We start from the raw sequence: 19,971 nt of genomic DNA, 5'->3' as shown, positions 1-19,971 counted from the left end.
GATTCCACATCTGAAACAGGCCAAAGTCTCTGCACTCTTACTGCCGGGTATTGGAACGGTCGACCATCTGAAAATGGCACATGATGTTGGCGTTGCTACCATTCGTGTTGCAACCCATTCAACCGAAGCCGATGTCTCTGAACAGCATATTACTGCTGCGCGTAAACTGGGTATGGATACTGTGGGCTTCCTGATGATGGCGCACATGGCGACTCCAGAGAAATTGCTCGAAGAAGCACAGAAAATGGTGTCTTATGGCGCCAACTGTATCTATGTGACTGACTCAGCAGGTTATCTGTTACCACAAGATGTCACAGATCGTGTGGGTATCTTGCGTGCCAACCTGCCAACAGACGTGGAAATCGGTTTCCATGGTCACCATAACCTGGGTATGGGTGTGGCGAACTCGATTACTGCGGTCAATGCAGGGGCAGTACGTGTGGACTTGGCCTCTGCAGGTTTAGGTGCAGGTGCCGGCAATACACCGCTGGAACTGTTTGTTGCAGTGGCCAACCGTATGGAACTGGAAACCGGTGTTGATCTGTTCAAGGTTCAGGATATTGCTGAAGACATCATTATTCCAATGATGACTCACCCGATTCGTGCAGACCGTGATGCAGCAACTTTGGGTTATGCAGGTGTGTATTCATCATTCTTACTGTTTGCTAAACGTGCCGAAGCCAAATATGGTGTTTCTGCACGTGAAATCCTGCTTGAGTTAGGACGTCGTGGCACAGTTGGTGGTCAGGAAGATATGATTGAAGATCTGGCATTAACCATGTCTAAATCTATTGCACAAGATGTGGCTAAAGTTAGTTAAGTGATTTAATCAATTCAAAAAAGCATCCTTTTTAGGGTGCTTTTTTTATAAAAAAAGATACTTATTAACAATAACATGAAAGGTTTTAGCTATTAATAAAAGCAGGGCACCGGAATATCTATTTTTATATTGACATAAAAAATCAATTAAATAAGATTTATTTTCATTCTTTTTAAATAAAAAATAATATAAAACAAGGGCTTATTTTTATTGAAGATAGATGTCTATTTGGTGTTATTGTTCATTTATATTTTATAAATATAAAAACATAAATTATCGAATTGTCTAGAATAAAATCAACGGAAAGTTTACTACTGTTGTCTGATATTCGATCTTTGACATGTTCTACATTATAGCCCGCTCATTACATTGTTCGGTTAGGAAGTAGACAATGCGTTGTTATGCTTTATGGATGGCTTTTGTTGGTACAAGTGTTGGAATCACCAGTCCTAATACGTTTGCTGATTTTCTTGAGGATAGTCAAACTCAGCTCAAATTCAAGAATTTCTATTTAGATCGGCAATATGATACTGCATCAAGTAAAAACTGGGGTAGCTGGTCGCAGGGTGTGACTCTAGATACAAAATCAGGCTATGCTGATTTAGGTATGGTGAAAGTTGGTGCTGATCTTTTAGCACAATATGCAGTACGTTTAGATGGACGAGATCGTAATCCAGACTGGGTTTTACCTTATGAAGGAAAGCCAGGAACAGGGAAACAAGCTCGGGAGTTTGCTCATATTGGTGCGACATTAAAAGCGCAAGTTGCACAGACTGAAATTCGTGTAGGTGAGTTGCTCCCAGTTACGCCTGTATTGGTTTATGACCCGTCTAGACAACTTTTAACAACTTATAATGGTGCTTGGTTAGAATCGAAAGATATTAAAAACACCAAAGTGACTTTGGGTTATATCAAAAGCATAAATGCGCGTTATGAAAACCAGCCGATGGATTTAGGTTTATGGCCGAAAAATCTGTCTAAAGATAGCAAAGTCAATGGAATGTATATTGCTGGGGTTGATTATAAATTTAACCAGAATGTGCAAGGTTCTTATTTTTATGCAGATGTTGATAATATCTATCAACAAAACTATTTGGGCTTAAGCTATAAAGAAAACCTGAACAAAGATGCGAAATTAGATACCCATATCCGTTTTTTTGATAATCGCCAATCAGGGGATGCTTTATACGGAAAAATTGATAACCAGGCTTTATCTTTAGGAACCACGCTTACCTATAAGAATCAGACGATTGGTTTGGGCTATCAGCAAATGTTTGGTAAACAAGGATCTAATCCAAGTGCTGCAACTGGTGCACCATATTTCCCAACATTAGCGGGTTGGGTACCACAGCCGTATTTAGATAACTGGGGCGTCGCAAGTTTTGTTCGTAAAGACGAACAATCATTCGGGATGACTTATAGTTATAACTTTGCAGGCTGGGGAATCAATGGCTTAAAAGCGACTGCAAAATATTGGGGCGGCTGGAATATTGACTCGCATTATGAAAGTAATGGTGTGAAATCAGGTCGAGGAACAGAGGATGAGTTTAACTTCATTTTAAACTACGTTGTTCCTGAAGGTAAATTTAAAGGTCTAGGTTTTGAATGGATGTATATTAATGTGGATTGGCATAATGTACAGGGACAGATCAGTAGTTTGAAAGAAAACCGAATTGCGACAACTTACACCTATAAATTCTAATTTTTAGGGTAACTGTAATGCTTTTTACAGTTACCCCAAAAAGCAATGGCTGCGAAGCCATTGCTTTTTTATTATTAACTCTTATTTAATAGATTTCTTTCATAATTGCCTACACCCTCTTTATTTTTCTCCCATAGGGAGAAATAAAAAGGACTTATGAAAGAAATTTAATATTTTGATCACATATAAAGTCTAAATTTAAGCAATTCCTTTCGCCAGCTCATAATATTTCTTTTGTGTTTTATTGGTCTATATTTCAATTTTGCTCATGGAAAAAATAAAAAAGTATAATCCATGATGAAAGAAGCCTATTCTGTAAAAAAAGAAAAAGGATGAGATACATCCTTTTTCTAAGACTTAGGTCTATAAATATGATGAAAATACTATCTAAAACCTATAACTATCAACTTTAGTCTCGATTAATATTTAGGTAAAAAACTTTATTGAGTAGCTCAATAAGTTTCTTGATGCCTATAGATTCGGATTCTTTTCGATAACTTACAAATAAATCAAGATAAGGTAATTCAACTTCTAAAGGACGAATTACGGTGTTATTGACCGTCAATGGTTCAATATAAGCGGGTAAAATTGCACAGCCCAAACCCATGCCAATTGAATTAATATTAAAGAGAATATTATCTGCTTTTTGTACAATATTAAATTTAATATTATGGGCTTGCGCGAATTCTAAAATCGTATGGTGGAGAACTGCAGATTGTTCAACAGCAGGAATAATAAAATCAATACCATTCAATGCTTTGACTGGAATACGATCGTACTTGGTTAATGGATGATCTTTGTGCAATAGAAAGATCAGGGGTTCACGCAACACAAACTGACTTTGAATTTCATCGGTATTTAGATTCTCTCGTATAAAGGCAACGTCTAATTCACCTTTCTTAAGGGCTTCTATTTGACAAGTATTGTTCATACTCAGCAATTCAATTTTCAAGTCAGGATTTTGTACTCTAAGACTTGGTAAAACATAAGGAAATACTTTCATTTCAGCAACAGGCACAAAGCCAATTGTGAGGAGGTGTTTTTTTGATTTGGCGACTTGGCGAGCCATGGTGACAGCCTTGTCTGCCTCAGCCAGAGTAATTTTTGCCCGTTCTAAAAAAACTTTTCCTTCTTCGGTTAATTCAACTTTACGCTTGGTTCTATGCAGCAGTTTTACCCCGACGTACTCTTCAAGGTCTTTAATTTGCTGGCTTAAAGAAGGTTGAGCTGTATATAACTTGAGTGCAGCTTTACTAAAGTTCAGCTCTTCTGCAACCATAATAAAATAGCGAAGATGACGTAATTCCATAATGGCAATAATCCTAAAAATGCTCGTTTATTTCAGTCAATCTGTTGGTATAAATACCTAAACCAAGCAAAAATCCATTTCAGTAGCAAAAAAGTGTATTAAAAAAGTTGGCTATAATTTAGTATAAAAAAGAATAAAGAATTATTCATAAAATATCTAAAATAAAACTTATAAAATATTTCACTTATATGTCTTAAAAAATCATTATCACGCCAACAGATTCCACCATCTTTTGATTTGATGGCGGCAGCAGGAGAGCGATGATCATGAGTGGAAAAATTGATGTGCGTGAAATCGATGCCTTAGTCGATGCACAAAATGGACGTATTTCACCCTCTATTTACACTGACCCTGAATTATATCAACTTGAATTAGAGCGTATTTTTGGGCGTTGTTGGCTATTTCTTTGTCATGAAAGCCAGATTCCGAAGGCTGGTGACTTTTTTAATACTTATATGGGTGAAGACCCGATTATTGTCGTCCGTCAAAAAGATGGTTCAGTTAAGGCATTTTTAAACCAGTGCCGTCACCGTTCTATGCGTGTGAGTTATGCAGACTGTGGGAATACACGTGCATTTACTTGCCCATACCATGGCTGGTCTTATGGTGTTGACGGTTCTTTGAAAGATATTCCATTAGAAAATGTTGCTTTTCCAAAAGGTTCATGCAAAGGGAAATGGGGTCTTGTTGAAGTCAATCGTGTTGAAATCTATAAAGGTTTGATTTTCGGTTGCTGGGCAGAGGATACACCTGATCTACGCACTTATATGGGAGATATCGCTTGGTATCTTGATGCGTTGATTGATCGTCGTGAAGGTGGTTCAGAAGTTATTGGTGGTATCCATAAGTGGGAAATTAACTGTAACTGGAAATTTGCAGCAGAACAGTTTGCTTCAGACCAATATCATGCACCGTATTCACATGCTTCTGCAGTACAGGTCTTGGGTGGTAAACCAGGTGATGACGCAAGTAAAACACTCGGTGCAGCACAAACGGCACGTCCAGTGTGGGAAACCGTTAAAAACTGTGTGCAATATGGTCAACGTGGACATGGTTCAGGCTTTTTCTTAACAGAAAAACCAGACGCTAACTTCTGGGTGGATGGTCAGGTTGCTGATTATTTTCGTGAAACTTATGAAGAAGCTAAAGAGCGTCTTGGCGAAATTCGTGCATTACGTCTTGCTGGACATAACACCATGTTCCCAACCTTGTCTTGGCTCAATGGTATGACCACCATGCGAATCTGGCACCCACGTGGTCCAGATAAAACTGAAGTTTGGGCATTCTGTATTACTGACAAGGCTGCACCACAGCATATTAAAGAAGCGATGGAGCTAAATGCTTGTCGTGCATTTGGTCCTGCAGGTTTTGCTGAAGCAGATGATGGCGAAAACTGGATTGAAATCCAGAAAGTTCTTCGTGGTTATAAAGCGCGTAATAGCAAACTGATCATGGAAATGGGTCTGGGTAATGAAGAGCTACGTGATGACGTGCCTGGTATTACCAATCATATTTTCTCAGAAACAGCTGCACGCAGTATGTATCGCCACTGGGCAAACTTACTGATGCATGAAAAATGGGAAGATGTAGAAAAAGCTACAGCAGCGTATGAGCAAAGCCTTTTGGCAAAAAATGATTCGGCTGTCGCTATCGCAGATGAAACGGAGCTTGCGAAATGAATCAGGTCGTTGACGTGTTAAAACCACAACCAGTCTGGCGTTCTATTGGGCTAGAGCTTTACCATGATATTAGCCAGTTTTTATATGCCGAAGCGCAATTGTTAGATGACTGGAAGTTTCGTGACTGGCTAGATATTTTGAGTGAAGACATGCTCTACACACTCAAAACAACGACGAATGCTCAGACCCGTGACCGTCGTAAAAGTATTGCGCCGCCTTCAACCTGGATTTATCACGACGATAAATTTGTGTTAGAGCGTCGTATTGCAAAATTAGAAACTGGCATGTCATGGTCGGAAGAGCCTCCATCACGTACCCGTCATCTCATTACCAATATTCGGGTAGAGCCAACTGAGCAAGCAGATGAATATCTGGTATATAGCAACTATTTGCTTTATCGCTCGCAAAAAGAAAAAGACGTATTGATTTATGTGGGGAAACGGGTTGATTTAATCCGTAAAAATGAAGAGAGCAGTTTAGGCTGGAGCATTGCTAAACGTGACATCACGCTCGATCAGGCAACTTTAACATCCCACAACATTACGGTGTTTTTCTAATGAATAAGATATTCGTTTGTCAGGTTGATGAACTTGATGAAGGTGAAGCATTAAAAGTGGACTGCGGTGTAGGCGATATTGCTGCACTTGCTGTCTTCAATTTTAATGGCGAATTTTTTGCGATGAATGACAAGTGTAGCCATGGCAATGCCTCAATGTCAGAAGGCTATCTGGAAGACGATGGTACTGTTGAGTGCCCGTTACATTCATCTCGTTTCTGTTTAAAAACTGGTGTACCGCAATGTGTGCCAGCGACTGACCCGATTCAGACTTTTCCTGTCGTCGTTGAAGATGGCGCTTTATTTGTCGAATTGTCAGGAGTGGCATAATGGGCTGGTTACAAGGAGAAGTCGTACTGATTACAGGCGGCGGTTCAGGACTTGGGCTAGCACTGGTGGAACGTTTTTTAAATGAAGGCGCACAGGTTGCTGTGTTGCAACGCTCTCAGTCTAAAGTTGATGAACTGATCGCCCGCTTTGGTGATCGTATTGTCGCGGTGACGGGTGACGTTGCTCGATATGCCGACAATGTTCGTGCTGTTGAAGCGACAGTGGCCCGTTTTGGTAAACTCGACTGCTTTATTGGTAATGCTGGAATCTGGGATCACTATGCCGATGTTGTCAATATGTCAGGTGAGCAGCTAGAAACAGCATTTGATGAAATCATGAGTATTAATACCAAAGGTTATTTGCTCGGTGCCAAAGCAGCACTGAATGAATTGTTAAAAACCGAAGGTTCCATGATTTTTACCTTATCAAATTCTGCATTTTATTCATCAGGTGGTGGGCCAATTTACACTGCATCCAAGCATGCAGGTGTTGGCTTAGTGCGTGAATTGGCGTATGAACTGGCACCTAAAATCCGTGTCAATGCCGTCGCGCCTTCGGGCATGAATGTCAATGTCAAAGGTGCAGCATCATTGGGGCAGGAAAATCTTGGACTGCTCGATGCGCGTGATCCTGAGCGGATTGGTCAAGGTATGCCACTCAAATTCTTACCTGAAGCCGAAGATATGACAGGTTCTTATGTTCTACTCGCTTCTCGACAAAATAACCGTCCATTATCTGGCGTATTTATTAATGCCGACTGTGGTCTAGGTATTCGTGGTTTACGTCAGCCCAATGCAGGCTTCTTTGACGTTTAATCCTAAAGGTCTAGTCTTCTAGACCCACATAGATCGCCTGTAGGCGATCTAGTTTTTGGAGTTCAACATGGCTGTTAAACTGATTTGTGCATCTCATAGCCCGCTGATGGAGTTCGCTTCACCGATTGAGAAGCGTCAGGAAGAAGTTGTTCGTGCAACGTTTAAGGCTTTGGCGGCTGAGTTAAAGCAATATGATCCAACCCTGATTATTACTTTTGGTCCTGATCATTTTAATGGTTTCTTTTATGACCTGATGCCAAGTTTCTGTGTTGGCCTTCGGGCTACTGCTGCAGGCGATTGGGATTATGGCCCAGGAAAACTCAATGTACCTGAGCAAACCGCGCTACAACTTGTGCGCCATGTTCTGAATGAAGGCGTTGATGTTGCATATTCCTACCGAATGCAGGCAGATCATGGGGTTACCCAGCCTTTACACTTTTTATGTGAAGGACAGCTTGATCGTTACCCGACGATTCCTGTTTTTGTCAATGGTGCAGCAGCGCCACTGCCAACCACAAAACGTGCGATTGCGCTTGGCCGTGCTATAGGTTCATTTATTCAGTCTCTTAATCTTGAAAATGAACGTGTACTCATTTTGGGAACTGGGGGATTGTCGCATGATCCACCAACACCACAAATGGGGTCTGTACCTCCTGAAGTGGAAGAATTCCTGATCTCAGGTCGGAACCCGACGACTGAAGCACGCAACGCCCGCCAAGCCAAGGTCATTTCTGTGGGGCAACGTCTCGCTGCAGGCGATACTTCAGTTTCAGTGCCACTCAATCCAGAATGGGATAAACAGCTGTTAGATATTTTTCAAAATGCTGATTTTGAAGCCATTGAAAAAATGACTGAAGCTGATATCCGTCGTGAGGGTGGACGTGGTGGACAAGAGATTCGTGCATGGATCGCCGCTTTTGCAGCGCTTTCAGCATTGGGTGACTATGAAATGAAAGTTCATTGTTATGAAGCCATTTCAGAATGGATTGCGGGTTTTGGCATTGTCACAGCCAATTTGAAATAAAGGACAAAACATGAGTATTCAAACCATTGTAATTGTAGGCGCAGGTCAAGCGGGCGCAAGTGCAATTTTAGAGTTACGCGCACAGCAATTTTCTGGTGAAATTATTTTGATCGGTGATGAACCTCATCTACCGTATGAACGTCCACCGCTATCTAAAGACGCAATTTTGCAGCCAGAACAAACCAAGCTGGAAATTCTCTCTGAACAAAAACTTGCCGAACTTAATGTCAAAGTGATTCGCAATAATGCTGTAGTTAAACTTCAGCCTGAAGCACATCAGCTTGTGTTACAAAGTGGTGATGTGATTCATTATGACAAATTACTATTGGCAACAGGTGGTTCGGCACGTCGTTTACCGATGTTAGATGCTCTAGGTCAACATGTTTATACTTTACGGAATCTTGAAGATTCACAGAAACTGATTCCTATATTACAAGCTGAGAAACGCATCTTGATCGTGGGTGGCGGTGTAATCGGTTTAGAGTTGGCTTCTAGTGCCCGTGCAAAAGGCTGTCAGGTCACAGTGATTGAACAGGGTGCAATGGTCATGGGCCGTTGTTCTCCACTCAATCTGAGTCAATTTTTACTGCAACAGCATCAACGTGCAGGCATTGAAATTCAACTGAATACCAAACTGGTGCAGGCTGAATTACGTGATCAAGAGGTGATTCTCACCTTAGAAAATGGTCAGCAGTTGACGGGTGATGCTGTCATTTACGGAATTGGGATTGTACCTAATGCTGATTTAGCGCGTGAAGCAGGTCTCGATGTCGATTTTGCCATTCAAGTCAATCAGTATTGCCAAACCTCTGATCCTGATATTTATGCGGCTGGGGATGTTGCAACGCAGTTGATCGAAGATGGGCAATATCGTCGTATTGAAACTTGGGAAAATGCCAACAAGCAAGCGGGAATTTTTGCGCGTCATATCATGGGTAATCCATTGGCGCAGCAAACTCCTGCTTGGTTCTGGACAGACCAGCTTGATATGAACTTTCAGTTTGCTGGCGATATGACAGCTACAGAATGGCATATTCGTGGTGAGATGGATATTGAGCAGGGTAGAAATGCCAGCTTTGTGATGTTCGGAACCCGCAACGGAATTCTGGTTGCAGGCATTACTGTCAATCAAGCAAAAGAAATGCGCCATTTGAAGAAAATGATTGCGAAAGCACAACCGTTTGATGCAGAAACACTGCTGAATCTCGCGATTGATTTACGCAAAGTTGCCTGAGCTCAATCACAACAGGCTTACATGTAATCAACCCATGCTGTTTTAGGCATGGGTTGATTGATTTTATGGATATGATTCATGTTTATGTCTAAGGGATCGACGTCTTTTACCCACATTGCAATTTATGCCACCCTTGTCCTGATCTGGGCAGCAACGCCATTGGCAATTGTATGGAGTGTGCATCAGGTTTATCCGCTTTGGGTTTTAATTATTCGCTATGTAGGTGCATCTATTTTAGCGGTTATGTTACTCATCATCTTTCGTAATCCCTTGCCATTAGATCGTCAGTCACTCACAAGTTATGTCGCAGGCAGCCTAAATTTAATCGGTGCTCAACTTTTTATTTATCTGGCAGCCCGTTATCTAACTTCAGGATTAATGGCTTTGTTATTTGGGTTATCACCGTTAATTTCTGGTCTGGTTGGGCATTTTATTTTAAAAAATCAGCATCTCGTTCTCATACAATGGGGAGGAATGCTGATGGCGGTCTTGGGTTTGATTGTAGTGTTTGCGGATCAAACTGGAAATCAGGTACAACCGATTGGTATCATATTAATTGTCATCAGTATTATTTCTTATATTAGTTCTATATTTTGGGTCAAGCATATTGCAGCGCCACTAACGCCGATATCACAGGCTACAGGCTCCTTGCTGGTTTCAGCATTGGCATCTTTACTGTTGATTCCTTTTATTTATCAGCATATGCCACACCACCTTCCTGACTTACACAGCATGCTTGGCTTTGCATTTACAATATTATTTTCATCTATTATTGCGATGCTGTGCTATTTTTGGCTGATTCGGGAATTAAAACCTTCAACCATTGCCTTGAGTAATGTGATTACACCGATTATTGCTTTAACTTTAGGTGCGGTATTTAACCATGAACAACTTAATGTAAGTGCATGGTTTGGTGTAATACTGGTGGTGATCGGGATTCTTTGTTATTTCAGAAAAACCTAGCTTGATTTAATGATTATGATGGACTGATAAAAGCTGTCTAATCATCACAAAGATGCTGTAGATACAAGTTTTTGATTTATTGTGTTTTATTGTTGATTGATCATCAGACATGCTGATTTTTGACTCAAACTGGTAATAAGGAAATAGAATGAAAAAACTTGTATTACTTATGATGCTCGCGACAGCAACCACAGGTGTATTTGCTCAGCCGCATCATTATAAAAAAACAGTGCACCACAAAACATATAAACACCATGTACATAAACATAAGAAAGAGACTTGCTGGCGTACAAACACTCATACAGGTGAAAAATTTAGAATTTGCTAATCATCAAAACATAGAAAATTGTCCCCGCTATTGTTAAATATTTATTGATGCGGTAGCGGGGAATTTCTGCTTTTTATCTCTCTATTTGATCTAATATCCTGCAAGCTCAACCCCGATTTTTCTTAAGCTCAAGAATGATTGATAATAGAAAATCACGATTACTCACTTCTATTTATAAATTTCATTCATCCTAATTTACCCTTCTTTGCCTGTCTTTCAGAGGGAAGGAAAGTCTAAATCGAAGAAGTTTGATGTAAATTGGTTATCAAAATAAAAATATCTATTAAACAATTGGTAAAATAGTGAAGAATTTTTAAAAAATTAACTGATTGAATTAATTTGTTTTTTAAAAAATCTTTGATTTTTATTGTCTTAGTGCATGAAATTGAGTTATGCTAAAACTTGTTTATTGTTTAGCCAGTTATGTGAAATGTGGTAACTGCGCTTTTAAAAACACGACTTGAGGCATGCTTTTCGTTGCTCACCCAGTTTGAAGCAAAACCCTCCCAGAGGGCGAGAAGTGAAAGCTTTACTTGCGAAAAAATGTTTCTATCACAAGATAAAAGTCAAAATACTCAGTTAAATTGGATTACTGGAAATGGATTTGACATATAGATTTGATGATTTGCAAATGCGATTTCAAATTTTCTTTATAAGTATGAATTATAGTCGGTTTCCTTTATTATTTTGTATTAATCGAATAACACAGTATAAAAAGTGAGCTGATCATCCTCATCATTTTGAATGAAAAAACCTTAAGTTTTATCGTTAAAATAGCTTTATTTTTGATCGCTTTTTGTACAGATGTATATTTAAAAGAAATATTTCATATGTAAAATCAGCATGAGGCTAATTTCTTAAACCAATGGAGATTTTAATGGCTAGTCAATTTATTAGTAAAGATAATAGCCATATATTTCAGCTCATTAGTCAAGGCAATAACCTTAAAATTGTTTTAGAAGCAATTACTGCATGGTTAGAGACTCATATTCAAGATGCAATTGTTTCAACCATGCTGTATGACCCTTCAATTGAAAAATTATACTTAATTAGTGGTCATCAACATTTTTCTCCTGAATATCAGCAGATGTTAAAAGCAGTTGTTGTTCATGAGAAAAGTGGCACATGTGGTTCGGCAGCTTTTCATAAGCATTTGGTTATTTCTGAAAATTTAATCACTGATCCTAAATGGTCACGTCAAAAAGATCTTGTACAAAAAGAAAAACTGACTTCATGTTGGTCAATGCCTGTTCTCGGAACGCGCGGAGAGCTATATGGTACTTTTGCAACTTACTATAGAACGATTAGAAAGCCTTCAGATATCGAAATTAACCTATTGCAACGAGCTGCTATTTTAGTTTCCCTAGCCATTGAGATTGATCAGGAAAGAAAAGAAAAATTATTGATAGATGATAAATATAGTTCACTTTTTAAATATCATCCAGATGCGGTATTTGAAGTAAATCTTGAAGGTTATATCGTTTCTGCAAATGTTGCTTCCGAGAAAATAACAGGGTTTTTAGAAAAAGATATCAAAGGGCAATATTATTGTAATTTTGTGCCTAAAACGTCAGTCAATACTGTAAAAATGGCATTTGAACGCAGCTTACATGGTGAAGCTGAACATTATGAACTACAGCTCTATCATGCTTCTGGAGAGTTGTTGTGGTTTGATGTGACAAATTTACCCATAAAACATAATGAAAAAATTATGGGTATTTTAGTGATTGCAAAAGATATTGCTGCTAAAAATCGCTATCAAGAACGGGTAAGGCTTTTAGAAAGAGCAATACAAAATAGTGCACATGGCGTAGTGATTGCTCATGCAGATTCAGATATGCCGATTGTGTATGTTAACGCCGCATTTTTGGCAATGACAGGTTATACCGAATCCGAAATTATCGGGAGAAATTGTCGTTTCCTAAAAGGCCCAGATACAGATGCCATCACACTTAAAAAAATAAAAAATGCGTTGACGATCAAAACTCAGTTACAAGTCAAAATTAAAAATTATCGCAAAGATGGCAGCTGGTTTTGGAATCAGTTGACATTAGCGCCTATTTTGGATGATTTGGGTCATTGCACACACTTTCTTGGAATACAACAGGATGTGACGAAAGAATGGGTAAGTGAAGAATATATTGAATATCAAAAAATGCATGATTATTTGACAGGGTTATTTAATCGCCGCGCTTTTGACGAATATCTAGAAAAAACGCTAAAAAATATACAAGCCCAAAAAGATGTGTATTTACTTTATATTGATCTCGATGATTTTAGTCCGCTCAATGAGACCTTGGGTCATATTGTTGGTGATAAATTATTGCAATCTGTTGCAACTAGAATGAAAAATTTCATTCGAGATAAAGACATGTTGAGCCGAATCTCTGGCGATGAGTTCGCGCTTATTCTTTTAGATTTTAAAACTCCTGATCATGTAGCCGAATTTGCTGAAAGATTACTGAAAAATTTATCAACACCCTTTCAAATAGATGGTCATAAAATTCATATTACTGCCAGCATAGGGATTGCTAAAAACTGTAACCAAGTTTATCAAGGCATTCAATTAATCCAGCATGCGATTCTCTCGATGCAAGAAGCAAAAAAACAGGGGCGTAATACATGGAGTTGGTATCAGGAAAAATATAATGATCTTCCTAAAATAGATTATATAAATTTACGTTTAGACTTATCTGAAGCTTTAGAAAAAGCTCAGCTCAATGTGTTTTATCAGCCATTAATCCAACCTAAAACTGGTGAAGTCGCTTCATTAGAGGCTCTTATTCGCTGGATTCACCCAGAAAAAGGTTTTATCCCACCAGATGTTTTTATCCCTTTGGCTGAGAGGACAGGACACATTGTTTCAATTGGTCGTTGGGTTTTACAACAAGCATGTCACGATATTTTTAAGTTAAATAAAAATCGGGAACGGCCTTTGAGTGTATCTGTCAACATTTCACCATTAGAGTTCCATCGAAAGAATTTTTTAAATGATTTAGAAGAAATTTTAAATGTGAGCCAACTTCCGCCTCAATTGTTAAAATTAGAAGTGACAGAGGGAATGTTGATTACTGATGTGCAAAAATCGATTGAAATCTTACATGCGATACGTGCTTTAGGTATCAAGGTTTCTCTCGATGATTTTGGTACAGGCTATTCAAGCTTAAGTTATTTACGCCGCCTACCTGTTGACCAAATAAAGCTAGATAAAAGCTTTTTTGAAAATTTCCCTATAAATCAACAAGACACTGCTATTGTTAAGTTAATTATCGAAATAGCTCATCAGCTCAACTTGGAGGTTGTTGCTGAAGGGATTGAAATCTATGAGCAGGTTAAATTCCTAACAGAATATGAATGTGACATGATTCAGGGTTATTTTTATTCAAAACCTGTTCCCATAAACCAGTTGAAATTATGATTTAAGCCATGAATATTCAATTAAAATCTAAACTTTATGGAAAAAGTACTTATGAGGGATTTTTAATAGGATTTTAAGTGGCTTTAGATTTTTAGAAGTATTTGAAGGTATGAGTGATTACCCATATAACTTTAAAAATAATGAATGGTTTTAAATTATCCTGATAGGTATTTTGTGTGCTAATTTGAGCCTGAAAATGACTTAAGTAACCAAGAAGAATAATAAAATAAACAGCAGGATCAGAAAAGTATTAAAAAGCGAGGAAGGGTGTTCAGTGAATTTGATATCATGTTGCATCACATGACACAAATTAACTAAATTTTAACTATTAAAATACGGGTTTAAATAATAACTCTGTAATTTAATTTAAATAACTGATTTACTTCAGTGTAGAAACTGCGGCCATCTAAGTTTAAATCGACTTCAATTCCAGATTCAAGTAATACTCTTTTGCCTACTTCAATTGATTTAAATCCAGTACGCGTACTTTGTGTTTTGTTTAAAGGAACGAGTGATACTAAAATTTCTGTACCATTTATAGATTTTGCAATAATGTTATGATTTTGATTCAATGTTACACCGAGTGTTATTTTACTTATTCCATTATGGAATAAATATTAAGATATTTTAGATTTTTTGTAATAAAAAAGTACGATGGACGTACTTTTTTATTTTATTAAATATTATTATAGAGCAACAATATTTACAGCATTTGGGCCTTTTTGACCTTGAACGATGCTGAATGATACTTGTTGGCCTTCAAATAAAGTTTTGAAACCAGAATTAGCGATTTCACTAAAATGAGCAAATACGTCTGGACCAGATTCTTGTTGAATGAAGCCAAAACCTTTAGTTTCGTTAAACCACTTTACTGTACCAGTTACTGTATTAGAATTAGACATAATATACCTATGAGTTTTAAGAGTTTTAGCCATTTCGAAATTTAAATGACTATTTCTAACTTTGAAAAATAATAAGGATTGAGCTTAAGATCTTAAAAAAAACGGAGGATTATGACTAAAACTACGATACTTAAAGAAGATTTACTAAACAATACTTTTTTTCTAGTTAAGCTAACTATACATGAAATAAAATTGTATGCAAGCTTTTTTTATATGTGCTATTTGTTTTTCTTGTTAAATTTTTTAAAAAAAGAATGATTTCTAGGGTGTATTATCAGGATTAAGTCTAACTTTTCAACCAATTGGAAATATATTTCCTGATTTATTACACCAATGTTATTCAAAATATTTTTATAAAATATTGGCTTTATTTAACCTAATATGTTTATTTGCTCAAAAGAATATGATGTGAACATGCCATGAAATCTATATGTTGATTAGGCATTTTTATCCATTTTCCTTTATGGTGGAAATATACAAAAGTATAAATCATAAGAAAATAGAATCCGAATAACAGTCAACAGAAGCCTTGAGCTGAACAGTTTATCTGTCTTGAAATTAGATCTGCATCTTCTTCCACATTGCCAATATTTGACGTTTTATATCCTAAATTAATTTTTCGGTTTAAAGTATCAATTATTCTTAAAAGCGAAGCGCTGTAAGAACTGAATTTGGTTGAGTCATTGAATCTGTTTTTTACTACTTTTTGTGTAACGAACATCAGCAAATGTTGAAGATTAATCTGAAATTTAGTGCAATATTCTGAACAGCCTAGAGTAGGCATGATAGTATTTAGCCTATGAAAAACGGACTAAAACTTGATTCCATGTCTATTTTTACCAAAGAAATTTCTGCACTAAAACTCAATCAATTTAAACAGCATGAAAAACGCTGGGTTGGTGGGCTACTTGGTTCAGCGGGTGCGCTATTATTTAAAGAAATTGCCGAACAATTTCCGCATTTATTTGTACTGATTGCACGTAACAATCAGCATTTGGCACAGCTAGAAAGTGAACTTGAGTTTTATGGGCTAAAACCAACTATTTTCCCAGATTGGGAAATTTTGCCTTATGATCGTTTATCTCCGCATCAAGATATTGTCTCAGAACGACTGGCTATTTTAGCCAATATGCCGCAGCAAGGCATTTTACTGGTTTCAGCATCGACATTTGCCCAGCGCGTTGCACCTGTGTCTTGGGTACTCGGTGCGCATTTTGATTTAAAAGTTGGTCAGAAATTTGACCTAGAACAACAGAAAAAACGTTTGATTCAAGCAGGTTATCAACTGGTTGATACCGTGTATGATCATGGTGAATTTGCGGTGCGCGGCAGCATTGTCGATGTTTATGCTTCTGGTCAGGAAGCACCGATCAGGATTGATTTATTTGATGATGAAATTGACACGCTCAAATATTTTGATCCTGAAACCCAGCGTACCACGCAAACCATTCAGCAATTCCGTATTTTACCTGCTAAAGAATTTCCACTTAAAGAGGCTCGCGCGCTGTTTCGTGAACGTTATGCTGAAAGCTTTCCAACTGCAAACCCAAAGAAAAACCCAATTTATCAGGATGCGTTAGAAGGAATCGCATCTTCTGGTCTGGAGTTTTATCTACCGTTATTCTTTGAAAAAACGGCTATGCAACAGGAAAGTATGCTCAGCAGTTACTTTCCTGAACAGACTATTGTCATTAATACTGATGATCTCGATGAGGGTCTGACGCAGTTCTGGCAAGATGTGTATCGGCGTTATGAAGATCGACGTCACAATGTTGATCAGCCATTACTGCCGCCTGAAGATTTATTTTTAAACCCACAGCAGATTCTGGAGCAGGTCAATCATTTCCGCCGTATTGTGGTTTCAGTTGACCCGATTGCTGAAAAGGCAGGGGCAATCAATCTTGCTACCGATGCGCCGCCCAAACTGCCTGTGGATGCCAAATTAGAACGACCATTTAGCCATGTAAAACATTATGTTGATGCGGTGAGCTATCCTGTGCTGTTGGTTGCGGAAAGTGCAGGACGGCGTGAAACCTTAAAAGATGCTTTGCGTTCAAGCTTTGGCGATATTCCACAAGTTGACTCGTTTCAGCAGTTTTTAAAAGAACAATATTCGATTGCAATTACCAATGCGCCTTTAGATCGTGGGTTGGTAATTCATGATCATCTCGCGGTGATTTCTGAAAACCAGCTGTATGAACATCGGGTGGTACAGCGTCGCCGTAAGCGTCAGCAGGAAATTTCTGAAGAATTTCTGGTTCGTAGTTTAACTGAGCTGAGTATTGGTGCACCTGTGGTTCATATTGATCATGGGGTGGGACGTTATGCAGGTTTGGTGAACTTAACCATTGATAATCAGGAACATGAATTTTTACAGCTTGATTATGCAGATGGTGCGAAAATCTATGTGCCTGTATCGAATCTGAACCTGATTAGCCGATATAGTGGAGGTGATCCAGATTTAGCACCTTTACATAAACTGGGTAATGATGCATGGAATAAAGCCAAACGTAAGGCGTTGGAGCAAATTCATGATGTCGCTGCTGAGCTTTTACATATTCAGGCACGCCGTCAATCCAAGCCCGGTTTTGGTTTTGAGCTGGATCAGGGCATGTATATGCAGTTTGCCAGTGGTTTTGCCTATGAGGAAACGCTGGATCAGGCCAATGCCATTGATGCTACCTTATATGACATGCAACAGGCCAAACCGATGGATCGCTTGGTTTGTGGCGATGTTGGTTTTGGCAAAACCGAAGTGGCGATGCGTGCAGCATTTGTCGCGGTGCAGAACTCGAAACAGGTTGCGGTACTTGTACCCACCACGCTGTTAGCACAGCAGCATTATGAATCATTTAAAGACCGTTTCGCTGACTGGCCGATTCGAATTGAAGTCTTGTCTCGCTTTGGTTCAAGTAAGACTCATCAAAAAGTCATTGAAGATCTAGCAGAAGGCAAGGTTGATATTGTGATTGGTACGCACAAAATCTTGCAGGAAAACATCCAGTTCAAAGATTTGGGCTTAATGATTGTCGATGAAGAACATCGTTTTGGTGTACGCGACAAAGAGCGTATAAAAGCCTTGCGTGCCGATGTGGATATGCTGACCTTGACTGCGACGCCAATTCCACGGACATTGAACATGTCATTTAGTGGCATGCGTGATTTATCGATTATTGCCACGCCACCTGCACGCCGTTTGGCGGTGAAAACTTTTGTACAAGAACAGACTGAAGCCACCATTAAAGAAGCCATTTTGCGTGAATTGCTGCGTGGCGGGCAGGTGTATTTCTTGCACAATGAAGTTGATACCATTGAACGTACGGCAGAGAATCTCCGTCATTTGGTGCCTGAAGCACGGGTTGCTGTAGCCCATGGGCAAATGCGTGAACGCGAACTGGAACAAGTCATGCAGCAGTTCTATCACAAAGAATATAATGTCTTGGTGTGTTCAACCATTGTAGAAACGGGGATTGATGTGCCCAATGCCAATACCATGATTATTGAGCGTGCAGACAAACTCGGGCTGGCTCAGTTGCATCAGCTTCGTGGTCGTGTGGGTCGATCACATCATCAAGCCTATGCCTATCTCATGGTACCTTCTCTTAAAGGTTTAAAAGGCGATGCAGAGAAACGCCTGGATGCCATTCAGCGTGCATCGACTTTGGGTGCTGGCTTTATGTTGGCAACCGAAGATCTGGAAATCCGTGGTGCAGGTGAACTGTTGGGTGAAAAACAAAGTGGTTCAATGCAAGCGATTGGTTTTAGCTTGTATATGGAAATGCTGGAAAAAGCCACCAAAGCCATTCAGCTTGGTCGAACACCAAACTTTGATGCGCCGTTGAGTTTGACTGCGGAAATCAATCTGCACATGCCTGCACTCATCCCTGATGATTACTTGGGTGATGTGCATCAGCGTTTACTGTTTTATAAGCGCATCAGTAATACCAACAGTCAGGAAAAGCTCGACAACATTCGTATGGAGTTGATTGACCGTTTTGGGATTTTACCTATCGCGGTGAAACAGTTGTTTAGTGTGCATGAAATTCGGATTCAGGCTGAGCAACTTGGTATTGTTAAAATTGATATAAATAGCAATGGCGGCTATGTTGAGTTTTCGCCTGATACGCCTGTACAAGCCATTAGTATTATTCAGATGATGCAGCGCCAGCCAACGTATTTTCGTATGGATGGCGGGCAGCGCCTGAAAATTATGGTGATGCTGGAAGACTATGAAAAACGTATTCGTTTTATGCACGATGTCTTGGCACAGCTGATTCGGGAATTACCTGTAAGCTAGTTTTTTGGCGGCTCGAATATATCGCCTAATCGCGTATATTCGAGCGATAAAGCACAATCCGTTCATATTCATGTCAGAATGGATATGTTAGTATAAAACCACTTTTCGTTATTTTTACCATTTATAAAGATATGTTTAGTTTACATCCGCAACTTGCGCAAGATACTTTTTTGGTTGGTGATTTTCCATTATCAACTTGTCGTTTAATGAACGATATGCAATTCCCTTGGTTAATCTTGGTTCCTCGTGTACCAGGAATTACCGAACTGTATGAACTTAGCCAAGCTGATCAGGAACAGTTCCTGCGTGAATCAAGCTGGTTATCAAGTCAGCTATCGCGTGTATTTCGTGCCGATAAAATGAATGTGGCAGCACTGGGTAACATGGTGCCGCAACTACATTTTCATCATATTGTACGTTATCAAAATGATGTTGCTTGGCCAAAACCTGTTTGGGGTTTACCTGCAGTGCCGTATAGCAACGATGTATTGGCTCATATGCGTCAGACGTTAATGCTGGCACTACGTGGTCAGGGTGAAATGCCATTTGACTGGCGAATGGACTAATTCATTTATCCACATAATGTTGCTTAGA

At 39.0% G+C, this 19,971-nt stretch carries 15 protein-coding genes; 12 read left to right on the top strand and 3 right to left on the bottom strand.

Annotation, left to right across the window (positions count from 1 at the left end; translation table 11 throughout):
- Both dmpG and ACX1N5_RS12895 read left to right on the top strand, forming a co-directional pair.
- The coding region (gene dmpG / locus ACX1N5_RS12900) for a 4-hydroxy-2-oxovalerate aldolase (protein WP_458802554.1) at window positions 1-820 on the top strand (820 nt) is incomplete at its 5' end.
- Window positions 821-1,211: 391 nt separating this feature from the next.
- Window positions 1,212-2,522 (top strand): OprD family outer membrane porin, encoded by a 1,311-nt coding sequence (locus ACX1N5_RS12895; RefSeq protein ID WP_458802552.1) that lies wholly within the window; start codon window positions 1,212-1,214, stop codon window positions 2,520-2,522.
- A gap of 409 nt (window positions 2,523-2,931) precedes the next feature.
- Here ACX1N5_RS12895 and hcaR read toward each other — a convergent pair whose 3' ends face one another.
- Window positions 2,932-3,831 (bottom strand): DNA-binding transcriptional regulator HcaR, encoded by a 900-nt coding sequence (gene hcaR, locus ACX1N5_RS12890; RefSeq protein ID WP_004751814.1) that lies wholly within the window; start codon window positions 3,829-3,831, stop codon window positions 2,932-2,934.
- A gap of 266 nt (window positions 3,832-4,097) precedes the next feature.
- On the opposite strand from hcaR, the gene hcaE reads away from it, so the two are divergent.
- The 8 genes from hcaE (at window position 4,098) to ACX1N5_RS12850 (ending at window position 14,178) form a co-directional block, all read left to right on the top strand.
- Entirely contained in the window at window positions 4,098-5,510 is a 1,413-nt protein-coding gene (gene hcaE / locus ACX1N5_RS12885) for a 3-phenylpropionate/cinnamic acid dioxygenase subunit alpha (RefSeq protein WP_004751815.1), read from the top strand.
- Window positions 5,507-6,067 carry a 3-phenylpropionate/cinnamic acid dioxygenase subunit beta gene (gene hcaF / locus ACX1N5_RS12880; RefSeq protein ID WP_004900868.1) on the top strand — a complete coding sequence of 187 codons (561 nt, stop codon included), beginning with the start codon at window positions 5,507-5,509 and terminating at the stop codon, window positions 6,065-6,067. Before hcaE ends, hcaF begins: the two co-directional genes overlap by 4 nt.
- Window positions 6,067-6,396: a 3-phenylpropionate/cinnamic acid dioxygenase ferredoxin subunit gene (hcaC, locus tag ACX1N5_RS12875; RefSeq protein ID WP_004751817.1), complete on the top strand. Its 330-nt coding sequence runs from the start codon at window positions 6,067-6,069 to the stop codon at window positions 6,394-6,396. The genes hcaF and hcaC overlap by 1 nt, the downstream gene beginning before the upstream one ends.
- The gene (gene hcaB, locus ACX1N5_RS12870; protein WP_004751818.1) at window positions 6,396-7,211 is read left to right on the top strand and encodes a 3-phenylpropionate-dihydrodiol/cinnamic acid-dihydrodiol dehydrogenase; all 816 of its coding nucleotides are present in this window, start codon (window positions 6,396-6,398) and stop codon (window positions 7,209-7,211) included. The genes hcaC and hcaB overlap by 1 nt, the downstream gene beginning before the upstream one ends.
- Window positions 7,212-7,278: 67 nt before the next feature.
- Complete coding sequence (locus ACX1N5_RS12865; protein WP_004751819.1) at window positions 7,279-8,235, top strand: 3-carboxyethylcatechol 2,3-dioxygenase; 957 nt, start codon at window positions 7,279-7,281, stop codon at window positions 8,233-8,235.
- 10 nt (window positions 8,236-8,245) lie between these two features.
- Window positions 8,246-9,469 carry a 3-phenylpropionate/cinnamic acid dioxygenase ferredoxin--NAD(+) reductase subunit gene (hcaD, locus tag ACX1N5_RS12860; protein WP_458802548.1) on the top strand — a complete coding sequence of 408 codons (1,224 nt, stop codon included), beginning with the start codon at window positions 8,246-8,248 and terminating at the stop codon, window positions 9,467-9,469.
- Window positions 9,470-9,553: 84 nt separating this feature from the next.
- Window positions 9,554-10,432: a DMT family transporter gene (locus ACX1N5_RS12855; RefSeq protein ID WP_034426205.1), complete on the top strand. Its 879-nt coding sequence runs from the start codon at window positions 9,554-9,556 to the stop codon at window positions 10,430-10,432.
- A 1,205-nt stretch (window positions 10,433-11,637) separates the two neighbouring features.
- On the top strand, window positions 11,638-14,178 hold the full coding sequence (locus ACX1N5_RS12850; RefSeq protein ID WP_458802546.1) for a bifunctional diguanylate cyclase/phosphodiesterase: 2,541 nt from the start codon (window positions 11,638-11,640) through the stop codon (window positions 14,176-14,178).
- 341 nt (window positions 14,179-14,519) lie between these two features.
- Here the strand turns inward: ACX1N5_RS12850 and ACX1N5_RS12845 are convergent, their stop codons facing one another.
- On the bottom strand, window positions 14,520-14,750 hold the full coding sequence (locus ACX1N5_RS12845; RefSeq protein ID WP_131381482.1) for a hypothetical protein: 231 nt from the start codon (window positions 14,748-14,750) through the stop codon (window positions 14,520-14,522).
- 114 nt (window positions 14,751-14,864) lie between these two features.
- Entirely contained in the window at window positions 14,865-15,080 is a 216-nt protein-coding gene (locus ACX1N5_RS12840) for a cold-shock protein (RefSeq protein ID WP_004751823.1), read from the bottom strand.
- A gap of 832 nt (window positions 15,081-15,912) precedes the next feature.
- Here ACX1N5_RS12840 and mfd point away from each other — a divergent pair.
- Window positions 15,913-19,377: a transcription-repair coupling factor gene (gene mfd / locus ACX1N5_RS12835; RefSeq protein ID WP_458802557.1), complete on the top strand. Its 3,465-nt coding sequence runs from the start codon at window positions 15,913-15,915 to the stop codon at window positions 19,375-19,377.
- A gap of 131 nt (window positions 19,378-19,508) precedes the next feature.
- Window positions 19,509-19,943 carry an HIT domain-containing protein gene (locus tag ACX1N5_RS12830; protein ID WP_004751830.1) on the top strand — a complete coding sequence of 145 codons (435 nt, stop codon included), beginning with the start codon at window positions 19,509-19,511 and terminating at the stop codon, window positions 19,941-19,943.
- Window positions 19,944-19,971: the final 28 nt, after the last annotated feature.

The organism is Acinetobacter sp. ANC 4636, from assembly GCF_054454555.1.
This window is presented reverse-complemented; position numbering and strand designations above follow the sequence as displayed.

Coding starts and splice junctions, on each gene's coding strand:
- ACX1N5_RS12895 (WP_458802552.1), top strand. CDS start 1,212: ATGCGTTGTTATGCTTTATGGATGGCTTTTGTTGGTACAAGTGTTGGA.
- hcaR (WP_004751814.1), bottom strand. CDS start 3,831: ATGGAATTACGTCATCTTCGCTATTTTATTATGGTTGCAGAAGAGCTG.
- hcaE (WP_004751815.1), top strand. CDS start 4,098: ATGAGTGGAAAAATTGATGTGCGTGAAATCGATGCCTTAGTCGATGCA.
- hcaF (WP_004900868.1), top strand. CDS start 5,507: ATGAATCAGGTCGTTGACGTGTTAAAACCACAACCAGTCTGGCGTTCT.
- hcaC (WP_004751817.1), top strand. CDS start 6,067: ATGAATAAGATATTCGTTTGTCAGGTTGATGAACTTGATGAAGGTGAA.
- hcaB (WP_004751818.1), top strand. CDS start 6,396: ATGGGCTGGTTACAAGGAGAAGTCGTACTGATTACAGGCGGCGGTTCA.
- ACX1N5_RS12865 (WP_004751819.1), top strand. CDS start 7,279: ATGGCTGTTAAACTGATTTGTGCATCTCATAGCCCGCTGATGGAGTTC.
- hcaD (WP_458802548.1), top strand. CDS start 8,246: ATGAGTATTCAAACCATTGTAATTGTAGGCGCAGGTCAAGCGGGCGCA.
- ACX1N5_RS12855 (WP_034426205.1), top strand. CDS start 9,554: ATGTCTAAGGGATCGACGTCTTTTACCCACATTGCAATTTATGCCACC.
- ACX1N5_RS12850 (WP_458802546.1), top strand. CDS start 11,638: ATGGCTAGTCAATTTATTAGTAAAGATAATAGCCATATATTTCAGCTC.
- ACX1N5_RS12840 (WP_004751823.1), bottom strand. CDS start 15,080: ATGTCTAATTCTAATACAGTAACTGGTACAGTAAAGTGGTTTAACGAA.
- ACX1N5_RS12830 (WP_004751830.1), top strand. CDS start 19,509: ATGTTTAGTTTACATCCGCAACTTGCGCAAGATACTTTTTTGGTTGGT.